The sequence below is a fragment of the Saccharicrinis sp. GN24d3 genome (assembly GCF_052400645.1).
Lineage (GTDB): Bacteria > Bacteroidota > Bacteroidia > Bacteroidales > Marinilabiliaceae > Saccharicrinis.
In genome coordinates this window covers 35,862-55,271 of sequence record NZ_JBQTGI010000008.1, presented here as the reverse complement: position 1 = coordinate 55,271, position 19,410 = coordinate 35,862, and the positions used below count along the sequence as shown (strand labels likewise).

Genomic DNA, 19,410 nt, shown 5'->3' with positions numbered 1-19,410 from the left:
TATTTTAATCACTAAAAACTTGCCTTAATACCTAATGACCAGGTACGTGCCTGAGGATATAAATAATAGAATTCTTTTATACCATTCTTCCCATAGGGGCTTTTATCTTTATAAAAAGTAGCAACATTAGAAACATCAAAATTAACTACCAAATTATCAAGGAAGATGTTCATTTTAGCAACTGGTAAAATATAAGATAAGCTTATATTATTGATTTTAAAGTGTGAAGCATCATAAACATATTTGTTATAGTTAGATATAGGGGGATTATCGCTGGTAACAGCCGGCTGTGTTGCAATGTCACCTGGTTGTTTCCAATAGTCGTATGCATTAACACTTAAATTCCGGTTTACTGTAATGTTATATTTAGCAATCAACTCATCATCCACCATCTTATCCACCCCATATTTGTACGATCCCCTAACGCTCAACTTTAAGTTGTTTCGGTATGAAAAAGATGTGGAAAACCCTCCATAAAAATCAGGTTGTCTATTTCCTATAGGCACCCAGTCTACTGCAGAGAAAATATTGTTATAAGTTGCTGCATCGTATATCTCCCCATCCTTTTCGAGCAAATCACGTCCTGTAGCAGGGTCAATACCTACCCATTTAATTCCCCAAATAGTTGAAGTACTATAGCCTTGTCTAATTGAAGTGGCTGTACTTGACAAAGAATAATCATCCCCGAAATTTTTCAGCGAAGTGATTTCATTTTTCAATGTCGATAAATTCACTCTCATGTCCCATTTAAAACCAGGAGCGTTTATTATTTTACTGGAAAGAGCAAACTCAAGCCCTTGGTTTGCCATATTGGTACCGTTTATTTGAGTTGAATTATACCCTGTTTCTGATGGCACATCTCTACTAGATATCATATTTTGAATATCATCGTAGAAATATTCGGCTGTAAATGTAAATCGTTTTAAGAAGTTAAAATCAATTCCCAAATCATACTTGAAATTCTTCTCCCAACCCAATTCGTCATTCGGTGCATCATCTGGTCGGGCATAATGTAACCTGTTGTACCCAAAAGAAGTCGATAAGTAATACAAACCCTTTGAGCTATACGACCCAATCCTAGAGTTACCGGTTGATCCAAAACTGGCTCTAATTTTTAAGAAATCGATCCATTTAACATCATTTAAAAATGATTCTTTTGAGATAGCCCAACTTACACCGGCTCCTCCATTAAAGGCCACATCAGTATTATCTCCAAAAACAGAACTTTGATCCCTTCTTAGATTAACTAGTAGATAGTACTTTTTCTTAAAGTTATAATTAATCTGAGAGTATAACGAAACCCTGGAATTATTATTGATATCTGAACCATCGTTTTGGTTACTGTTCGTTTCATCCTTTTCAGTTTCAGGATCATCATCCTGTACTGCTGCAGAAACCGGGTTGATAATATCCGGGTTAACAAATCCCGCCCCAGAATGGTATTGCAGGTCAGCCTTACTCTCGTATAACTCAGCTCCCGCCATGATATCGAAATAGTGGCTTTCTGTAATCTGTTTCTTAAAGGATGTATTTCCCTTCCAACTCCACGATGTAGATTGTCGCTGATTAATAACCCTACGTCCCCATCTGGGGTATTCAATTCCGTCTACTTCAAAGGTCCCACTGTAACGTCCGCTTTCATTCGCACCAGAGAAATATCTATCCTGTTCCTTGTCTTTATAATCAATACCAAAAGAGGTAAACAAGTTCCAGTCCTCGGTAATGTTATATATGGCATCAAAACTACTCATTATCCCATAGGTATCACTTTCGTTTATGTTTTGTTCCAACGCAGCCAGCGGGTTTGCCATACCTTGCACTCCAATTTCGCCAAAGGTTCCATCTTCGTTGTACGGAGCAATATTGGGAGCAAACGCATATGAATAGTAAATGTTAGGATTTTCCTTTTGGATAATACTGGGATTTAAGGACAAAGTCAATTGTAATTTATCGTCTCGATAATTTAACTTGGAACTTAACTTATATTGGTTGGAGTTATTGCCATTTTGCGGTTCGTTTATTTTAAGATAATTAACCCCAGCCCTGAACGTGAACAATTCGGAACCACCACTCACCGACATGGCGTATTTTTGATAAGAACCATTTCTGTTTAGTAAATCAAACCAATCCGTGTTAACGCCATTGTATGCAATTTCGTCTTGACCCGTATTTCTTAGATATTCATTTCGTAGGTCAGTATATTGTTCTCCGCTTAAGTATTTTATGCGGTTTACTGCTTCCTGATAACCTTGCTGTGTGGATGCATTAAATCGTAGCTTTCCTTTTCTACCTCCTTTCGTGGTAATAAGAATTACACCATTAGCACCATCCGCCCCATATATTCCCACAGCAGCTGCATCCTTAAGTACGTTAATGGACTCTATGTCCTCTGGTGCAATTTGAGCTAATGGATTTAAAAAATCTTCGGAAAAAACGCCACCCCCGTCAAAATATTGACTATCCATCCCGGTTTCTTCTGTCATGATCACCCCATCAATAATAATTAGCGGTTGCGACGAAGTACCCAAAGTAGTATTATTGGTTAAAGTTCCCTGCCCTCGAATATCAATTGACACCGGATCTAATGGCGACGACCCGGCTTCCATGATAACTCCTGCAATCTGCCCTTCCAGCATCTTGTCTACACTTTCAAATGCCTGATCCACCTGAATATCTTTTGCTTGTATGGTGGTTATGCTTCCTACCACATCTTCTTTTAGTTTTTTAGTTCCATATGATGACGTTACTACTACCTGCTCCAATTCGTTAACTTCTTCCTCCATTTTAAAATGAAAGCTACTTTGTTTGGTAAAAGGTACCTTGATGGTTTTCATACCAATAAACGAGACCAATATTTCTTCGCTATCCTCATCCTGTTCCCTGATCATAAGTTTGAAGTTACCATCAAAATCGGTAATGGTTCCCTTTTGTGATGGCAGCAGTATAATATTTACGCCGGGTAAAGGCGAGCCATCGCTGGCATCGGTTACCTTACCGGTAACTACCCGCCCTTGTGCAAATAGATTACTTGATAATAATAGAAGTGTGGATATCAGTATATAAAAAATCGACTTCATTGATTTGTTTTTGTTCGTTTCGTTCTCCTCTATTTCTTTATTCAATTCATATATATTTTTATATACTTCAATTATTTAGACCTATATAAAAATAAACATCAATTTATTTTGATGACAATGGAGGAGTATAATAAAGGATAGGTGGTGGCTAATTTAGTTATGAGGTATCAGTTTAATCAAGAATCTCACAAAACCTATAAATCTATAAATTAATCGTCATTGCGAGGTTAGCGTGGCCTTCTGTTCCATTTAATAGATTGCTTCGTTCCCTTCGCAATGACGTTAGTATCACAATTATTATTTTACTTGAATCTTATGTACTAATTTGATTCCGTTATCAACCAATTGCAACATATAAATACCAGCTTCAACATCCAAATCAATACTTTGTCCGGCAACAACACCCGCCTGAACCGTTCTACCTGAAATATCAAATACCACATACTCCGTATCTACAGACTCTAAACCGGCAATATTGATTGTTCCTTCTGTTGGATTAGGGTAGATAGATAAGCTTGAAGCATAAGCTGCGTCAGCAACATCTAAGGTTAATGGATCAAATTTATACAATTCGTTACCTTTAGCAGCTGCATATCCTTCAAAATAAAGCACGTCATTCATAACAACGATGTCATCAATTTTAGTAATCGTACTCTCTACTAATTCAATATTTGTTCCATCAGTACGGTATAAAAGATCATCAGTACTAGATGCATCAGCATCATCCGCAGCATAATACAAGTAATCACCAATTGCAGCAAAGTGAATTGGATTATGATCTACATCTGCATCTAAATCATCTTTTAACATACTAATATTTGTAACGGAACCTTCACCTGTTGGATCAAATACCCAAAGTTGGTCTTTTGAACCATCATCTCCCTCGAAATATAATTTACCATTCCAGGCGTATAAGTATTTTACACCTCCAATTGTCGAAGCAGAAGAAACAGCAACCGTTCCATCAGTAGTTCCATCAGTCTCCCAAAGGTAATTGTCAGCCTCGAAGTATAGCTTATCACCAACAACAGCAAAATAGCTGATACTCGAACTTCCTGTTCCTTCGTCTACATCCTTGATAGGCACAAAACCATTTGTAACATCGTAACTGTACAATTCGCTTCCTGTGGTAGCGTCAGCTGTTTTCATATAAAGGAATAATTTATCTTTAAATACAGTAAATATTCCTCCTCCAACTGTAACTGTGGCATCAATTAATGTTGAAGTTGATCCATCGTATGAATAAAGATTATTCGATGCAACATAGTAAATAAGATCGCCATACTGCAAAGGATTCAAAGCGGCATGGGTTACTCCTGTTGGAACGGTATTTTCTTCTGTACCATCCGTAGTATACATTACTGTTGCTGGATATGTATTTTCGTTTCTAGCAGAGAAATACAGATTATTATTCAATGCAAAAAAATCAAAAACTGATGATGTACCATCTCCAGGCAAAATATCTTTAACTAATTCTGTTGTCCCTGTAGGACTTCCATCTGACATCCAGAGTTCGATACCATAGTCATACTCTCCTTCGCCAGTATAAACACCATCTGCATTTACATCATAATATGCATCTGCTTTAAAAAATAGGTTGTCACCAAAAACATAGATTTCCTATGGACTACTACTGTTTGTTCCTTGACAAATATCCTTAACCAGTTCAATCTGTCCAAAACTTAAGGAAGCAACCATCAGTGCAACCAATGTCATGTAAAGGTTTTTCATTGTAAAAAAATTTAAAGATTAATATTATTGTTTACTAATTCCCCTTTGGGGAACAAAGCTAGATTTATAGTCAACTACCAACAATCACTAATAATAGGGAAAGGTTTGTTTGGGTAGCCAGCTATAAACCTGCTTATATTGTTTATCTATAGGTATATGGGTTATCCATTTCTTCCACAACTCCGTTGTCGTAGGTGATAGTGAGCTTTTCAGCTGTAATTAGATTTGCCACCTCTTGAGGGTCTGTTTTATCTTTAACAAAATACACGCGCAGTGTCGGTTCCGATTTGTAATAAGTTACCATACCCACAACGGCCGTATCTTTTTTCGCCACCGAGTTGATTACATATTGCATCATCTGCTCATTACGCGGATAAGTATCAAAGGTCATTTCAAAGGAAACTATCTGATCTTTCGGGTACGACTTATAATTATTGCAAGTCCGTTTATACGGCATAAACATACCTCGTTTCAAGTCTATTCCGGTAACATACTCTTTGGTTCTATTGGCTTCAGACACTTTGAAATTAATGCTCTGCTGGTATTCTTTTCCACCACTTTTTAGGGTAATGTATTTACGTTCAATACTTTTTCGTAACGAATCTGTATTAATATTGTAATCGGCATAGAATCTGATATTAACAGGTTCGCCAAACGATGATTCAAAGGACAGTATATTACCGTCGCTGCGTACAATCTGGTCGAGATAAAAAACATCCATCTGGTCGAAGAAATTATATACTTTGGCATCTACGATGGCATATTTTAGTGAATCGACACCATCCTTTACATGCACCCTAACCGGACTAAACAAGGCCTTTTTCACCTCTGCTCCGGTAGTTGCGGTAGTATCGTACCAAACTTTTACCGTATGTGAGTTTGTATAGGTAGCTGCTCCTGTTGTTCCTTTTACGGTTTTCATCTGCCCCACAAAGGACATGCTACTTCCGTAACATTTCACATTTTTGAGACCCGAGTACTCAACATACTCGCTTTTTGCCACTTCCTCTTCTGTCCCCCACTTAATATCTACGGTAGGCAGTTCCAGTTTGCTGCCCAGGTAAATACCGCCCAAGACAAACACCGCCAAGGCTAAAATAGGCATCCAACGGAAACTGTTTTTATTGTTTATTAATAAGGTATTGCTAACCGGACAGCTCCCCACACAATCTCCACAAAGGTTACAATCGGAATGATTCACCACTTCAAGTGAAGCCACATCAATGCCTTGCGGACACTTTTTAGAACACAGATTACAGTCGATACAAGAGTCTGTATTCCTGGTAATCTTCATCATTTGAATGCTTTTACTGCGTTCGGGCAAAATGGCTTCGAAGAAATAGCCTGCTATAAATAGGATGATCAGCAGATATATCCAGGAAACCTCAATTTTCAGCAGGTAAATCACCAAATAAATAACCACCAATGCGATAACCACATAAATATGCTTAAACAAGGTAGAGATAGCACCGAGTGGGCACACATACCTGCACCAGAACATAGGAATTATAATGGAACCTATTGCCAATATAGCTATAGCTGCAATGGCCAGCCATGGAATTACATCGTGTCCAAACCGCGAAACAATGGCAAAAAACGGATCGTAGGCCTTACAGAAAAGTTCGTTGGACGACAATGTATAATAGAAAGTAATACTTAATAAAGCGTATTTAAATATCCTTAGCACCTTATCCCAGGTATCATTGATGGTAAACTGAATTTTCAGCTTGCGCCCTAATTTCCCAAACCATTCAGAAACGGTTCCGAGTGGACAAATAAAGCTACAAAAAAGCTTACTAAACAGCAGCACACAAACCAACAAAGCAACACCTAATATCAGCTGCATGCCCGACATAGTGCAGGCTAGTGCTCCATTTTCTAAAAAGGTAAACAACGACTGAATCCCTCCCATAGGACAATACTTCTCAAAATCCACAAATAATTCAGGATTCATCAACACTTTGATCAACCAATAAATTGTAATCCCTAAAATACTCATCTGAATAAGAGAGCGAATACCATTTCTGGTAAAAAATTTCTTCATTGTAATCGTTTCGTTTGTTTAATAAATACAAAAGGCATCTTCGGTATATATTAAAATAAGTTTTTAGTATAGTTTAAGGCAGTATTGGTGGCAGGTTATTTTTCGATGATAAAATTGTGCAATAAATAAACTCGCATCGCCCCAAAAATGTCAACTGGTACCCGTTTGCGAGGTACCAAAAAATTTTGGCACTCTTTAATACTCTAATTATGTGCAGTTTAAATTTTTAATACTTTTAATTAATAACCTTTCTAAATTGAACTAATTATCTCGTTCCCCTGTAAAGAAACATGAAAAGAATATATTTTATAAGTTAATAATTATTACAAAGGGGCAAACCCAATTAAAAAAACCGTTAAAATTTCAACACCCTAACAAATGAAGGCGCTACTTTTATTATTCAACTCTTTTTAAAGCACACCCCCCATTATGAGACACCACCATATATTGTTTACAATTTTATATTGAATTCCTTTTCTAAGGCAGGAGAAAAACCAAACCTTATGATTGGTTAATTAACCTACCCCTGCTTTAGCATCGGGAAAAGTTATGTGATTACAGATGACTTTAACCTAAACCTAACCTATTCCTTTGTTTAACCCGCAATATGCATTAGAAATTCTATTACACATTGAAATTACTTTAAAACCAGACACTTCGCTGCATCACTTCAACTCACCAGAACGATGCCCCCGAAAGTAATCGGGACAAGTGATGCCTCGTTTCAGTAATGCCTTGTTTTATCGTACTTGCAATGCTCATGACGAACCCCCAGTACATAATCCGGGTTTAAGCTAAAGCCATAATTTTTAACTCGTTTATTCCGCGACTGAAATCAAGGGCTAGTTATTAAACTTTAAGAAAACGAATATAACAGGTATATGGAGCAGGCAGTCCGGTTCAAACGGGATTATCCACTAGTTGCAATGCACATGCCTAAGCATTCTTATTGGAACGATATTCGGAAGGGGTAACACTGGTATGCTGTTTAAATATTCTATTCAGACTGGTTTTTGAAGCAAAGCCACATTCTAAACCTAGCGAAAGGACTGTAAATTCGTTCAACTTAGGACTATCTAATTTTTCTTTCAGTGCTTCCACACGAAAAGCATTCATATAGTCACAATAATACTTATCTGTTTTTTGCTGAATGATATAAGATATTTCGTTTTGTGGAATACCAATGTTATCGGAGAGTTGACGGATGGTCATTTGCCCTTTCAAGTAAGGCTTCTCCCTTTTAAGATATGCCTCTATCAGGTTAAACTTCCGATCAAGATCCACCACATCAACTTTTACAGGCTCTTCCTCAGCCATTTCATTCGCCTGTTCATCTTTATTTTTTGAAACAGCATCCAGGTCAATGCCCTTCCCTTGATACGGGGAAACAAAAATATAGGCATAGCTATTGCCCATATATAAAAAAATCAGAATAAAAAAGGTAACCATAATATTGATGGCATTGATGGCGCTGCCCAGGAAATTAAATTCCAATCTGTCCAATACCTTATAGGAAGCAGAAAACGAATATATGATAAATATACCGACGGTAATATTATCAATCCAGTTTGATCGTATTTTTTCCAGCCGATCTTCGCCACGGTTATGATGAACCCGGTCATGAACCAGATGCCACCCTGCAAAAAGATAGGCGCCCAATATTCCAAACTTAAGGAAGGTAAGCAGATCGATATATCTATTGCCAGCATGTATACATCCAACACCGTAACAATCCATCACACCGAGTACCTCATTAAAATAGTACTTTAAACCAAACATCAATGCAAAAGGAAGCAAATGAAAAACATGAATTCCCTTCATCCTAAATTGCTTATCGGTAAAGCTTTGCACATAAAAATAATAGAAACCTCCATGCAACACATGAGAATCACATACCAACGAAAACAACAAGGAATAATCCCCTGCCATTCCAAGCGCATTGATAAAAAATGACAATTCCGTTATTGCTAAAAGAAAAATCCAACCCACAAATATCTTTTCCGATAAGGTCTTTTTAGCCTTTGAGATCAGAGAAAATGAAAAGAAAAGTATAAGCGTAAAACAAACTATATAAATATACGACATGAACTAGCACTTCGATCCTGTGCAAATATAGTTTTCTTGAATTAGATACACAGCATACCAAATGATAAAATATTTTAAATATAGTTTTAATTATCAGTTCGTTTACGTCTTTGCCTATCCATTCATTTTAATACAAGTGGCATACACAAAATAAACCATTGTATTTTACGTTTTTATTGCAAACTATTTTAAGCTATTTTTACAGCTTATTACCATTTAGCTACATGAGAAAATCAACATACCAGATAGTATATATTACAATAATCATGTCCGTTCTAGTCATAGGCTGTTCCGGAGGTAAAAAAATCACTCAGGCTCAAAAAGCTTTTGAGATTGGAGAATATACGAAAGCTGCAGAATTGTACAAACGCGCCTATTCCGGTGAAAAAAACAAATACAATAAGGGAGAATACTCCTACTTTATGGGCGAATGCTACCGCATAACAAACAAACCCACCAAAGCGGCCTCTGCCTATTCCAAAGCTGTCAGGTATCAATATCCGGTTAGGGAAGCCCAGCTTTATATGGCCGAGTGTTATCGCAAGGCAGGAAAACTGGAAAAAGCTATTCCCGAATATGAGGCATACCTTGAAAAGGTACCTGCAGATATTCGGGCGCAAAAAGGACTGGCTTCGTGCATGATGATGCAAAAAGAACCCAAAGACAACCGCTATATCGTTGAAAAAATTAAAGACCTAAATAGTAAATTCAGTGATTTTTCACCGGCATATGCGGGTAAATCCTATGATTATGTAATATTTTCCTCCATGCGTACAGAAGCTAAAAAAAGAAAAAAAAACAGGATTACAGGCCAGGGAACATCATCTATTTACTACTCAAAAATTAACAGCAAAGGTGAATGGACCGATCCGGAAGCCTTTGAAGAACCGATCAACAACCCCGCCTATGACGACGGTGCCCCCAATGTTAGTCCGGATGGGAAAACATTATACTATACTCGCTGCCGGTTTGACAATGAGCAACCCATAGGTGCCGAGATAGTCTATTGTACCCGCAGTGGCGGAAAATGGGCAGAACCAGAGGTCATTGTAATCGGCGAAGACAGTATGGTGGTTGCCCATCCGGCGATAGATCCGGCAGGTGAAACATTATATTTTGCGAGCGACAGGGAAGGTGGCTATGGAGGCAAGGATATTTGGAGAACACACAAGACAAAGGACGGTGCATGGGGAGAACCTGAGAATCTGGGTTCGGCCATTAACACCAAAGGAGACGAGATGTTCCCTTATGTTAGGGAAGATGGAATTTTATATTTTAGCTCCGACACACACATAGGTTTTGGCGGCCAGGACATTTTCAAAGCTGTTCCTGATGAAGAAAAAGAATGGATCGTAAGCAATATGGGAAGTCCGGTAAATAGTAACTCCGACGATTTCGGAATTGTTTTTAAGGGTAAACTAGAAGAAGGTATTTTTTCTTCATCACGAGGTAGTTCAAAAGGAATTGATAACCTGTATAGCTTTGTTTTACCCAAACTGCATTTTACGCTTAACGGAACCATAACCAATGTCAATCAGGAAATTGTTGCAGGGGCCTATTTAAGACTGATTGGTAGTGATGGTACTACGATGAAAATCAATACACCTTCGGATGGCACCTTTAAGGTCAAGCTAAAACCAGACACTGACTATGTATTTTTAGTGGCTGCAGAAGGATACCTGAATCAAAAAGTTAAATTCTCTACGGCTGGAGAGATGGACGACAAAGACTTTGCTTTTGATGTCACCCTGGAAAAGCCCATTATTAAAGTGACGGAATAAAGGTTAAGATCGTGCATAATGTTGAAAGCCTGGAATTACCTTTTTAACCAAAACCTCGATTACTTTGCTGGGCTTAGCTACATTGTTATAATATTTTCTTGCTCTATTCTTTAAATCATTTCTATACGCTGCATCTTCAATTAACAGTTTTACATCCGATTCTATATTATCAACAGTACTGACTTCATGAATAGGCAAGGCAGCATCATTGTCAAGTGGAATATAATTGGACAATTTTGTGGTAACAATGGCTTTCCCCATTGCAAAATATTCCGCTAATTTCCAGCCGTGACAATCATGAACAGCAGGCGTATTAAAAACTAAAATTGATTTTTTGGTATTACGAACGTATGTTTGCACATCCACTTTTGATGTAAACGAAACATCCTTATATGCCTCATATTCCGGATGGTTACTATTTGCAAACAATCCTCCTTCAAATTCAACATCTAATTTTTTACAAACCCTAATAAACTCCCTTCGCAAAGGGTTTGTGGTTTTTATGCAGTTCACATGTGGCCACAATCTCCCAATCATAAATATATATGGTTTCTTATTTAAGATGTCACTATCATTGTTTTCGTAGGCCTTTATGGCAGGCCTTTCATATTGATCCATATAGTCTTCCCAATGCCGGCTAAACTTAATATGCGGGTCTCTTTTACTGATAAAATAGTTTTTCAAACAATGAATTAAACTATCCTTCTTGTTCCAGATTTTAATCCCAAACCCAGGTGGAATTGGCACTAATTTATCCTTTTCAAAAACGGATTCTTTTGATACATTTATTTTGGCATAAGCGTCGCACCAATGGTAAGCGTACTCATCTATTAAAGTTTTATCCCAAAAGTCTACAATAAACTTATATTCTGTTCCACCCCATGCAATTACAAAAGCCATGAAATGATCAAACAACTCGTTATCTTTCCTTTTTTTCAATCCTATAAATGGTTTACTCGAGAATGTAACATGCTTTTTTCCAAAACAATCGTATAGACCTTTAATGTAATATGAAGAATAAAGAATTTTTGAACTGGGATCAATATAGACTTTGTATTGTTGAATCATAATTGGAATATTTGGTTATAAAATTATTGCTTATTTACCTTTAACAAAGTCATTGCCAGTCGAATGACATGATGAGGGATTTGTTTTTGGGTTGCTTCATAAACCTCTTGTAAGCTAGCATTGGGAAGATGCTTTAAGGTTTTCTCAACTTCTACCAATTCGTAAGGCATTACGTATTGCGCAATATCAACCGGTTCTCCTTTTTCGTATAAGATGGCTAAATGAGAATATACAGTGATAACATTATTCCCCGTTTGAGCAGCAATCATTTCAGGGGAAAGGCCTTGCTGATATAATTCAAATGATTTGAGATATGCTGGTTTTGGTTTATTGCCTGTATCATTTAAATAACCTTTAATTTCATCTACGAATACCTGCCCATACCTGTCCCATTTGGTATTTCCAACTCCCGAAATTTCTTTCATTTCCCACTCATTGGTTGGCCTGTTTTCCACCATCTCAGCCAAAGTAGCATCTGAAAATAAAATATACGGAGGAACACCCTGCTCCACAGCCATCTTTCGTCTTAACTGTCGCAACCGTTCAAATAATCCTTTTTCCTGATTAAATGATTTTGATGGAGCAACTCGCTTAACTGTCTCCGCAGGTTTTGCCCTTTTAATTTTCTCATCCAACTTATGCAACATGATGCTTGCTCCCTCAAAAAGTACCTGCTTACTCAAGGGAGTCAGTGTAAGAATACTACCCAATTGGTATTCTACTTTTATATATCCTAGACTTATCAACTGATTAACAACCCGATTCCAATCATCCTCTGAAGTATCAGCTCCGGCACCAAAGGTTTTAATAGCATCGAATTTTCCGGCAACAATATCTGGTGTTCTGTTTCCCGTCATAACCTGAGCCAACAATTCTTTGGGAATTTTTCCCTGTAGACGGGCCACTGCCGACAAAGCCTTTTGGGCCAATATAGTACCATTAAACAAGATGGGATTACCCTTACAATTATCACATTCCCCGCAGTTTTCTGTGGTCCATTCTCCAAAATAATTGAGTAATAGCTTTCTTCTGCAATGGTTGGATTCCGCAAAATGCATCATCCTATCCAATCGGGCATTTAATACTACTTTACGTTCCGATTCATCATTGAAGCCTGAAAGAATTTTATAATCCTGTATGCCATAAAACAGCAAAGCATGAGCTGGCATACCATCACGCCCACTTCGACCAATTTCCTGGTAATAACCTTCAATATTCTTGGGCAGATTATGATGAATCACCCAACGCACATTCGATTTATCAATACCCATTCCAAAGGCTATGGTTGCACAAACCACCTTGATCCTGTCATTAATAAAATCATTTTGTACTCTGTTTCTGACCGAAGCCTCCATCCCGGCATGGTAAAAACCTGAAGCTATGCCATTTTTCCGCAAAAACCGGGACAAATCCTCAGTATTTTTCTTACTCAAACAATACACTATGCCTGATTCATCTTCTCGACCTTGAACAAAATCTAAAATCACTTCCTTACGTTTATAGGCAGGTCGCGCTTCAATAAAAATATTAGGCCTACTAAACGAATCTTTGAATACCTTCGGTTTATTAAGCTTTAGCTGTATTGCTATGTCACTCTGTGTCAACGGATCAGCTGTGGCTGTCAGGGCCATTATCGGCACATCCTTAAATTGCTTTTTTAAATATCCCAGCTTTTTATAATCCGGTCTAAAATCGTGTCCCCACGACGAAATACAATGCGCTTCATCAATCGCTATCAGATTGATATCTATTTGCAGCATCGTATAATAAAAACGCTCCGAATTCATTTTTTCCGGAGAAACATAGAGCAGTTTAATTTTTCCTTCCTGCAGCTTATTAATGATTCCTGATTGCTCCTCCTCCGACAATGAACTATTTAAGAATTCTGCACCAACCCCATTCACTTTTAAGGCTTCAACCTGGTCTTTCATTAACGCGATAAGTGGAGACACAACTATGGTTACACCGGGTAATGTAAGCGCCGGTATTTGAAAACATATTGACTTACCTCCACCGGTGGGCATCAAAACCAAACAGTCCTTTTTATTTAGAGCCGCCTCAATTACCTTTTGCTGCATGGGCCGAAAACTACCGTAACCAAAAACACTTTTAAGTATTTCTTTTGCTTGTTCTATTGCCATTGCACAAAAGTATTCAATTTTAATAACCTTTTTTCAAAAAAGTTGTAACCGATAATTTAAAGTGGTAGTCTAAAATAATAGAAACAAAAAAGCAACTCAATATTACATATATCATGGAAGGAATATTAGTACCCATCGTGTTATTCATTTGTATTTTTACAATGATAATAATGACTTCTTATTACAAGAACAGAAGAATAGAGAGAACCTCGCTTATTGCGGCAGGAAAAGAAGCATCGATATTTAATGAGGGAGATAAAAAACCTTTGATAAGTCAAGCTTTAAAATTTGGAATATTATTTATAGGTGTTGGACTGGGATTATTGGTTGGAGACTATCTGGCCCACAACACCAATATGGAAGAAGCGGTAGCTTATCTGTCTCCGGTATTTATCCTGGGCGGAATTAGCTTATTGGCCTATTACTTATTGCAAAATAAGCTTGACGAGAAAAACAAAAAGGAAAAGAAGATATTGTAAACCCGAAAAACGTCCTTTTACAATAACAATTTCGGGGTAATAATACCATTTAAGATGGTGAAAACTAAGGATAGCATCTTTATATATAGTGCACTTATAAAGATGCCATCCTTAGTTTTTTTTTAATTTTTGAATCGGAACAATTTCAACATCTTATCGAAGATGGCCGTGTTTTCGTAGATACCCATAAATTCCTGTGCCCCCGGACCAAACGCAAAAACCGGAACCATTACCCCGGTATGACCTCCAGTAGCAAAACCTGCCTTAACAAAACCTTTTGCAATATCGCTGTCCAACAAAGCAATGCCCCCGGTTTCGTGATCAGCGGTTACAATCACCAGTGTCTCCCTGTCCTTCACCGCAAATTCAAGGACATCGCCAATCATCTTGTCAAAATCCAACATTTCCCCAACCACATACGAAGTGTTGTTCTGATGTCCACCCCAATCAATCTGAGAGCCTTCCACCATCAAAAAGAAACCATCTTTATCCTGCGACAAAATCTCCAATGATTTATCCGTTGCCTCCTGCAGCATTGCCCCTCTTTGCGAGAACTTTTCGTTGTGTTCCGGTGCGGTAAGTACCGCTAATTTGCCGGACTTTGTTGATTTGGCATCCTTCAAATTATTAAATACCTTGTACCCATTGCCTTTCAATTCATTAGTTAAATCCCTACCATCTTTACGCTCTTTAAAAAATGTTTCGCCACCTCCAATAAACACATCAATATCGGTTTTAAGGAAATCTGCAGCAATCTCTTCGTACATATTCCGTTGCGGCTGATGGGCAATAAAAGATGCCGGTGTAGCATGTGTGATCGCTGAAGTGGAAACCAACCCTGTTGCTTTATCATTCTTTTCCGCAATTTCCAAAATAGTTTCCAATGGATTTTTATCTGGGTCAACACCAATGGCACCATTATATGTTTTTTTCCCGCATGACAAAGCCGTACCACCTGCGGCAGAATCGGTAATATAATGGGATGAGCTTTGTGTTTTTGCAAAACCTATGGCTTTCATATTTTGCAAATGAAGCTTACCCTTGTTGGCGGTAATACCGGAAAAAACCTGCGATACCCCCATCCCATCTCCTATTAACAGGATGATATTTCTGGGGTGTTTTTTAAACTTCAATTGGTCCTCCGAATAAATCTTAACCTCATAAAAGCCCTCATTCTGATACGTATATTTTGAATCCTTCTCCTTATAATTCTCTTGCGCATATACGTTAGCCAAAGGCAATAAGCATATCAATGCGAGAACTCTAAATGCTATATTTTTCATTACTTTTGATAAGTTATTTGTTTGTTTTTATATAATATTATTAATCCCTGGCAAGTTAATAAAACTTTTCCTCATCAATAACCCACCAGATTACACTTGGTTCATCTGATTAATGACTCTTCACCTAAATTTGAATTAAACGTTAAATTATGGAAAAGCCATTCAAACCTTTTTTCAAAACAATTAGGAATACCCGATGACTAAATAACATTGTTTAACCAATGTTAACAGAAAACATCGAATTATATCGCACATTATTCCACATATTTGCAACAGGGATTTTTCATAAAACTTGGATTTAGTTAGCTGAATTAAGGGTAAAGGACAGATTTTTCAATCTGTCCTTTTTTTATACCCTATTTCATAGGGGTCTCATCCACAGAAAACCACCTTTTAAAAGTATTCGACAATATTATAGCATATCCTATTACGCTTCCCCACAAAGCTCCCAAAAAAACATCAACGGGACTATGAACACCGAGAATGACCCTCGAACTCGCTATAGTTACAGCCCAAAAAAACAATAATATAATCCACCACTTATATTTGGTGGTCAAACGAATTATAAGCAAATATCCTAACAAAGTTGCTAACAGAAAAGCGGATACCGAATGACCTGAAGGAAAAGAATAACCAGCCTCTTTAATCCATACTTTTAGGGTATTGTTATTTACTTTTTTCCCGTCAATTTCAATCTCCGTTATATTATTTTCCGATAAGTACCTGTTTAAATATTCCCTTCTTCTACTTTTATTTTCTTGTGCATAGAAAAATTCAGCATTTAGTCCTATTTCTTTTTCAAGCAATAAAATGCTTGGTCGATATATTTTCAGCTGTTCTTTTAATAAAAACTCATTCACCAATGCAGTCCCTCCTACAACAAACGATAAAAGCAGAAACCATCGAACAACTTTTAATAATTTGTTATTTAACTCTTTATTCCAAACAAGTACAATAGAGAACATAAGCAGCAAAAGTGAAATCCCAATAGTTCCGCCTGTATTGGTTATAAATATCCAAAAAAAGACCCAACTATTCTGAAAAACGGCAATATCCTCTATTGGCAATATAAATGTTGTTGCAACCAGAATTAGGGAACATGTTGAACATGCAAATACCCACCTTAGGGTTTTTCTATTATTAAAACGCATCAGTTTTGTACTTTTGACCACAAAAGTAATGGAATCGGCCAATTAATTATCAATTACTATTGACAGTTACGTTTTTTATGCCGTAATTGAATTATAACTTCCTTGTACGATCAAACAGGAACAATTACATATCATTTAAATCAATTACAAAAAAACAGAAACGACAGACTTGCAGCATTTATATTTAATTAAAAGTAAGTATCAAGAGTGCTATAATTCTATGAACTAGAATTTTGATAATAAATAATCTTTATCCAAGGCAAGTTACCCGGACATAGCCTGTCCCGCTATGTTGGAAGCCTAAGCTACAACAAAAAAAGCGTAAAGCAGGAGCAAGGAAAATAGGGTGAAAATTAATTTGGGAAATAATCAAGCTTCACACTAGTTTCATAAATAGCGTTAAATATATTATATTGTACGCGGTACATTAAACCTATACAATAATTTTTTGCAATGGCAGAACTAAAAGAAAAAATTGAGCTTGAATTTATTATTAGAACTTCACCTTCCATCTTGTTCAACCGATTGTCGACACCAAGTGGCCTTTCGGAATGGTTTGCGGATGACGTAAATGTAAAAGGAGAAAAATATACTTTTATCTGGGATCAATCTGAACAAGAAGCCAAATTAATTTCTAAGAAGGATAACAAGTACATTAGGTTTCACTGGTTGGATGACGAAGAGGAAGACACCTATTTTGAATTCAGCATCAATGTGGATGAATTGACCGGGGAAACGGCTCTTGTGGTAACCGATTTCATCGAGAATGACGAAAAGGAAGATTCTGTTGAGTTATGGAACCAACAGATAGACCAGCTTAAACATGGCTTAGGCTCTGTTTAATTTTTTGGCGTACATTAAAATATTAAATTAACTTTGCATTCTTGGAATTTGCCGGTTCCAAGGATGCATTTTTTTTGGCATTATTCATGCATACCGACAGCAAAAAAAGTAATACAGAAACATGAAGCGACTGCATATATTCATCTTAAAAAGCTATTTGAGCCCACTCGTCATGACCTTTTTTATTTCGCTTTTTATATTGGTGATGCAATTTTTGTGGCGATATGTTGATGATTTGGTAGGCAAAGGATTAGAACTTAACGTGCTTGCAGAACTCATATTCTATGCTTCTCTTCAGGTGGTACCAATGGCCCTGCCGCTTGCCATACTTTTAGCTTCGTTAATGTCGTTTGGGAATTTAGGCGAAAACTATGAGCTAACGGCACTTAAATCGGCAGGCATTTCGTTGCCACGTATAATGGCACCATTAGTCATCTTGACCGTTATTGTATGCTTAGGTGCTTTCAAATTCTCTAACAACGTGTTACCCGTAGCCAACCTAAAGCTATATAGCCTTTTATGGTCGGTCCGGCAAGCTAGCCCGGAGTTTGACATTAAAGAAAAAGTATTTTACAACGGACTTACGGATTTCAGCATTAAAATAGAAAAGAAGTCGAAGACGGATGAGATGCTATACGACATTATGATTTACGACCATAGAAACAAGCTTGCCAAAAACAGCAATGTGACTATTGCAGATTCTGGAATGTTGGAGTTTTCAAGCGATAAGAAATCGTTAAAACTGACACTTTGGGACGGCGTAACGTATGATGAAAAGGCAGACCGCCAAAAAAGAAGCATCCGAAAAAAGGACCGGCAACAGTTCAGAGTGGACTATTTTAAAAAGCAAGTAGCTCTTATTCCCATGCAAGGAATGGACTTTAACCGATATGACGAAGGTCTTTTCAAGAATCATAACAGGATGAAAAACCTTAAACAATTGGCCAACGACTCCGATACGCTGCAACAAGAAAGGGATAGTATTATTGAAAAGTTAAAACCTCGCGTACAAAGTAATTACTTTAGCCAAAACAAATCGATGAACCGGAAAGCAAGGCAAGCCATTGAAGAAAAAGCTAAAATGGATTCAACGTTGATGGAAACATTTAGGGAAAGAAAAATAGACGAGTTTGCGATTGCGAATATAGACAGTGTATTTGAGAGCTTTGACGCACAGAAGAAGGTGATGACACTTGAAAATGCGCTAAGGCGGGCCCGCGACACCAAAGGACAAATAGACGAGCAATTGATCAATATTGATAAAGTAGACTACCACCTGGTTCGTCACAAAATAGAGTGGCACCGAAAGTTTACCCTGTCGTTTGCCTGCTTTATTTTCTTTTTTATCGGTGCCCCGTTGGGTGCTATCATTCGCAAAGGCGGACTCGGAATGCCGGTAGTGATCTCCGTGGTGTTTTTTATTATTTATTACATCATCGACACTTTCGGTTTAAAAGTAAGCAAAGAAGAAGTATGGCCGCCACATATGGGAATGTGGTTATCATCGGTTGTTTTGTTTCCTATTGGTGTTTTCCTAACCTACAAAGCAGCCTCGGATTCAGCTATTTTAAACGCAGATGCTTACACTATCTTTTTCCAAAAGTTGTTTTCACGTTTCAAAAAGAAGAAGGCCGGAATCAACTAAGACGCGCCCTTCAACAATCCCGGATAATAATTTGGGTAAAAGGGAGTGAGTTATTTCATTGTTGAGCGTAAAATATTTAATT

General features: G+C 37.4%; 12 protein-coding genes. 4 read left to right on the top strand and 8 right to left on the bottom strand.

From position 1 onward, the window contains the following. Nucleotides 1-11 precede the first annotated feature (11 nt). The 4 genes from ACT29I_RS11030 to ACT29I_RS11015 form a co-directional block, all read right to left on the bottom strand. Complete coding sequence (locus ACT29I_RS11030; RefSeq protein ID WP_444793438.1) at nucleotides 12-3,122, bottom strand: SusC/RagA family TonB-linked outer membrane protein; 3,111 nt, start codon at nucleotides 3,120-3,122, stop codon at nucleotides 12-14. Between the two features lie 252 nt (nucleotides 3,123-3,374). After that, nucleotides 3,375-4,583, bottom strand: coding sequence for a T9SS type A sorting domain-containing protein (locus ACT29I_RS11025; protein ID WP_444793437.1), 1,209 nt, complete (start codon nucleotides 4,581-4,583; stop codon nucleotides 3,375-3,377). Nucleotides 4,584-4,950: 367 nt separating this feature from the next. Further along, the gene (locus tag ACT29I_RS11020; RefSeq protein WP_444793436.1) at nucleotides 4,951-6,852 is read right to left on the bottom strand and encodes a 4Fe-4S binding protein; all 1,902 of its coding nucleotides are present in this window, start codon (nucleotides 6,850-6,852) and stop codon (nucleotides 4,951-4,953) included. Between the two features lie 936 nt (nucleotides 6,853-7,788). Beyond that, nucleotides 7,789-8,937: a helix-turn-helix domain-containing protein gene (locus tag ACT29I_RS11015; protein WP_444793435.1), complete on the bottom strand. Its 1,149-nt coding sequence runs from the start codon at nucleotides 8,935-8,937 to the stop codon at nucleotides 7,789-7,791. Nucleotides 8,938-9,203: 266 nt separating this feature from the next. Between ACT29I_RS11015 and ACT29I_RS11010 the strand changes: the two genes are divergently transcribed. Next, entirely contained in the window at nucleotides 9,204-10,718 is a 1,515-nt protein-coding gene (locus ACT29I_RS11010) for a tetratricopeptide repeat protein (RefSeq protein WP_444793434.1), read from the top strand. Between the two features lie 3 nt (nucleotides 10,719-10,721). On the opposite strand, the gene ACT29I_RS11005 is transcribed toward ACT29I_RS11010, so the two are convergent. Further along, nucleotides 10,722-11,786, bottom strand: coding sequence for a hypothetical protein (locus ACT29I_RS11005; RefSeq protein WP_444793433.1), 1,065 nt, complete (start codon nucleotides 11,784-11,786; stop codon nucleotides 10,722-10,724). Between the two features lie 23 nt (nucleotides 11,787-11,809). Then, on the bottom strand, nucleotides 11,810-13,927 hold the full coding sequence (gene recQ / locus ACT29I_RS11000) for a DNA helicase RecQ (RefSeq protein WP_444793432.1): 2,118 nt from the start codon (nucleotides 13,925-13,927) through the stop codon (nucleotides 11,810-11,812). 113 nt (nucleotides 13,928-14,040) lie between these two features. Between recQ and ACT29I_RS10995 the strand changes: the two genes are divergently transcribed. After that, nucleotides 14,041-14,406: a DUF6249 domain-containing protein gene (locus ACT29I_RS10995; RefSeq protein WP_430935586.1), complete on the top strand. Its 366-nt coding sequence runs from the start codon at nucleotides 14,041-14,043 to the stop codon at nucleotides 14,404-14,406. A gap of 122 nt (nucleotides 14,407-14,528) precedes the next feature. Here ACT29I_RS10995 and ACT29I_RS10990 read toward each other — a convergent pair whose 3' ends face one another. Both ACT29I_RS10990 and ACT29I_RS10985 read right to left on the bottom strand, forming a co-directional pair. Continuing rightward, on the bottom strand, nucleotides 14,529-15,689 hold the full coding sequence (locus ACT29I_RS10990) for an alkaline phosphatase (RefSeq protein ID WP_444793431.1): 1,161 nt from the start codon (nucleotides 15,687-15,689) through the stop codon (nucleotides 14,529-14,531). A 356-nt stretch (nucleotides 15,690-16,045) separates the two neighbouring features. Then, nucleotides 16,046-16,840 (bottom strand): phosphatase PAP2 family protein, encoded by a 795-nt coding sequence (locus ACT29I_RS10985; RefSeq protein WP_444793430.1) that lies wholly within the window; start codon nucleotides 16,838-16,840, stop codon nucleotides 16,046-16,048. A gap of 453 nt (nucleotides 16,841-17,293) precedes the next feature. On the opposite strand from ACT29I_RS10985, the gene ACT29I_RS10980 reads away from it, so the two are divergent. Then, nucleotides 17,294-17,683 carry an START-like domain-containing protein gene (locus tag ACT29I_RS10980; protein ID WP_430935592.1) on the top strand — a complete coding sequence of 130 codons (390 nt, stop codon included), beginning with the start codon at nucleotides 17,294-17,296 and terminating at the stop codon, nucleotides 17,681-17,683. A 121-nt stretch (nucleotides 17,684-17,804) separates the two neighbouring features. After that, entirely contained in the window at nucleotides 17,805-19,328 is a 1,524-nt protein-coding gene (locus tag ACT29I_RS10975; protein WP_430935594.1) for an LptF/LptG family permease, read from the top strand. Nucleotides 19,329-19,410: the final 82 nt, after the last annotated feature.

Coding starts and splice junctions, on each gene's coding strand:
- ACT29I_RS11025 (WP_444793437.1), bottom strand. CDS start 4,583: ATGTCAGATGGAAGTCCTACAGGGACAACAGAATTAGTTAAAGATATT.
- ACT29I_RS10980 (WP_430935592.1), top strand. CDS start 17,294: ATGGCAGAACTAAAAGAAAAAATTGAGCTTGAATTTATTATTAGAACT.
- ACT29I_RS11005 (WP_444793433.1), bottom strand. CDS start 11,786: ATGATTCAACAATACAAAGTCTATATTGATCCCAGTTCAAAAATTCTT.
- ACT29I_RS10975 (WP_430935594.1), top strand. CDS start 17,805: ATGAAGCGACTGCATATATTCATCTTAAAAAGCTATTTGAGCCCACTC.
- ACT29I_RS10990 (WP_444793431.1), bottom strand. CDS start 15,689: ATGAAAAATATAGCATTTAGAGTTCTCGCATTGATATGCTTATTGCCT.
- recQ (WP_444793432.1), bottom strand. CDS start 13,927: ATGGCAATAGAACAAGCAAAAGAAATACTTAAAAGTGTTTTTGGTTAC.
- ACT29I_RS11015 (WP_444793435.1), bottom strand. CDS start 8,937: ATGTCGTATATTTATATAGTTTGTTTTACGCTTATACTTTTCTTTTCA.
- ACT29I_RS10985 (WP_444793430.1), bottom strand. CDS start 16,840: ATGCGTTTTAATAATAGAAAAACCCTAAGGTGGGTATTTGCATGTTCA.
- ACT29I_RS11020 (WP_444793436.1), bottom strand. CDS start 6,852: ATGAAGAAATTTTTTACCAGAAATGGTATTCGCTCTCTTATTCAGATG.
- ACT29I_RS11010 (WP_444793434.1), top strand. CDS start 9,204: ATGTCCGTTCTAGTCATAGGCTGTTCCGGAGGTAAAAAAATCACTCAG.
- ACT29I_RS10995 (WP_430935586.1), top strand. CDS start 14,041: ATGGAAGGAATATTAGTACCCATCGTGTTATTCATTTGTATTTTTACA.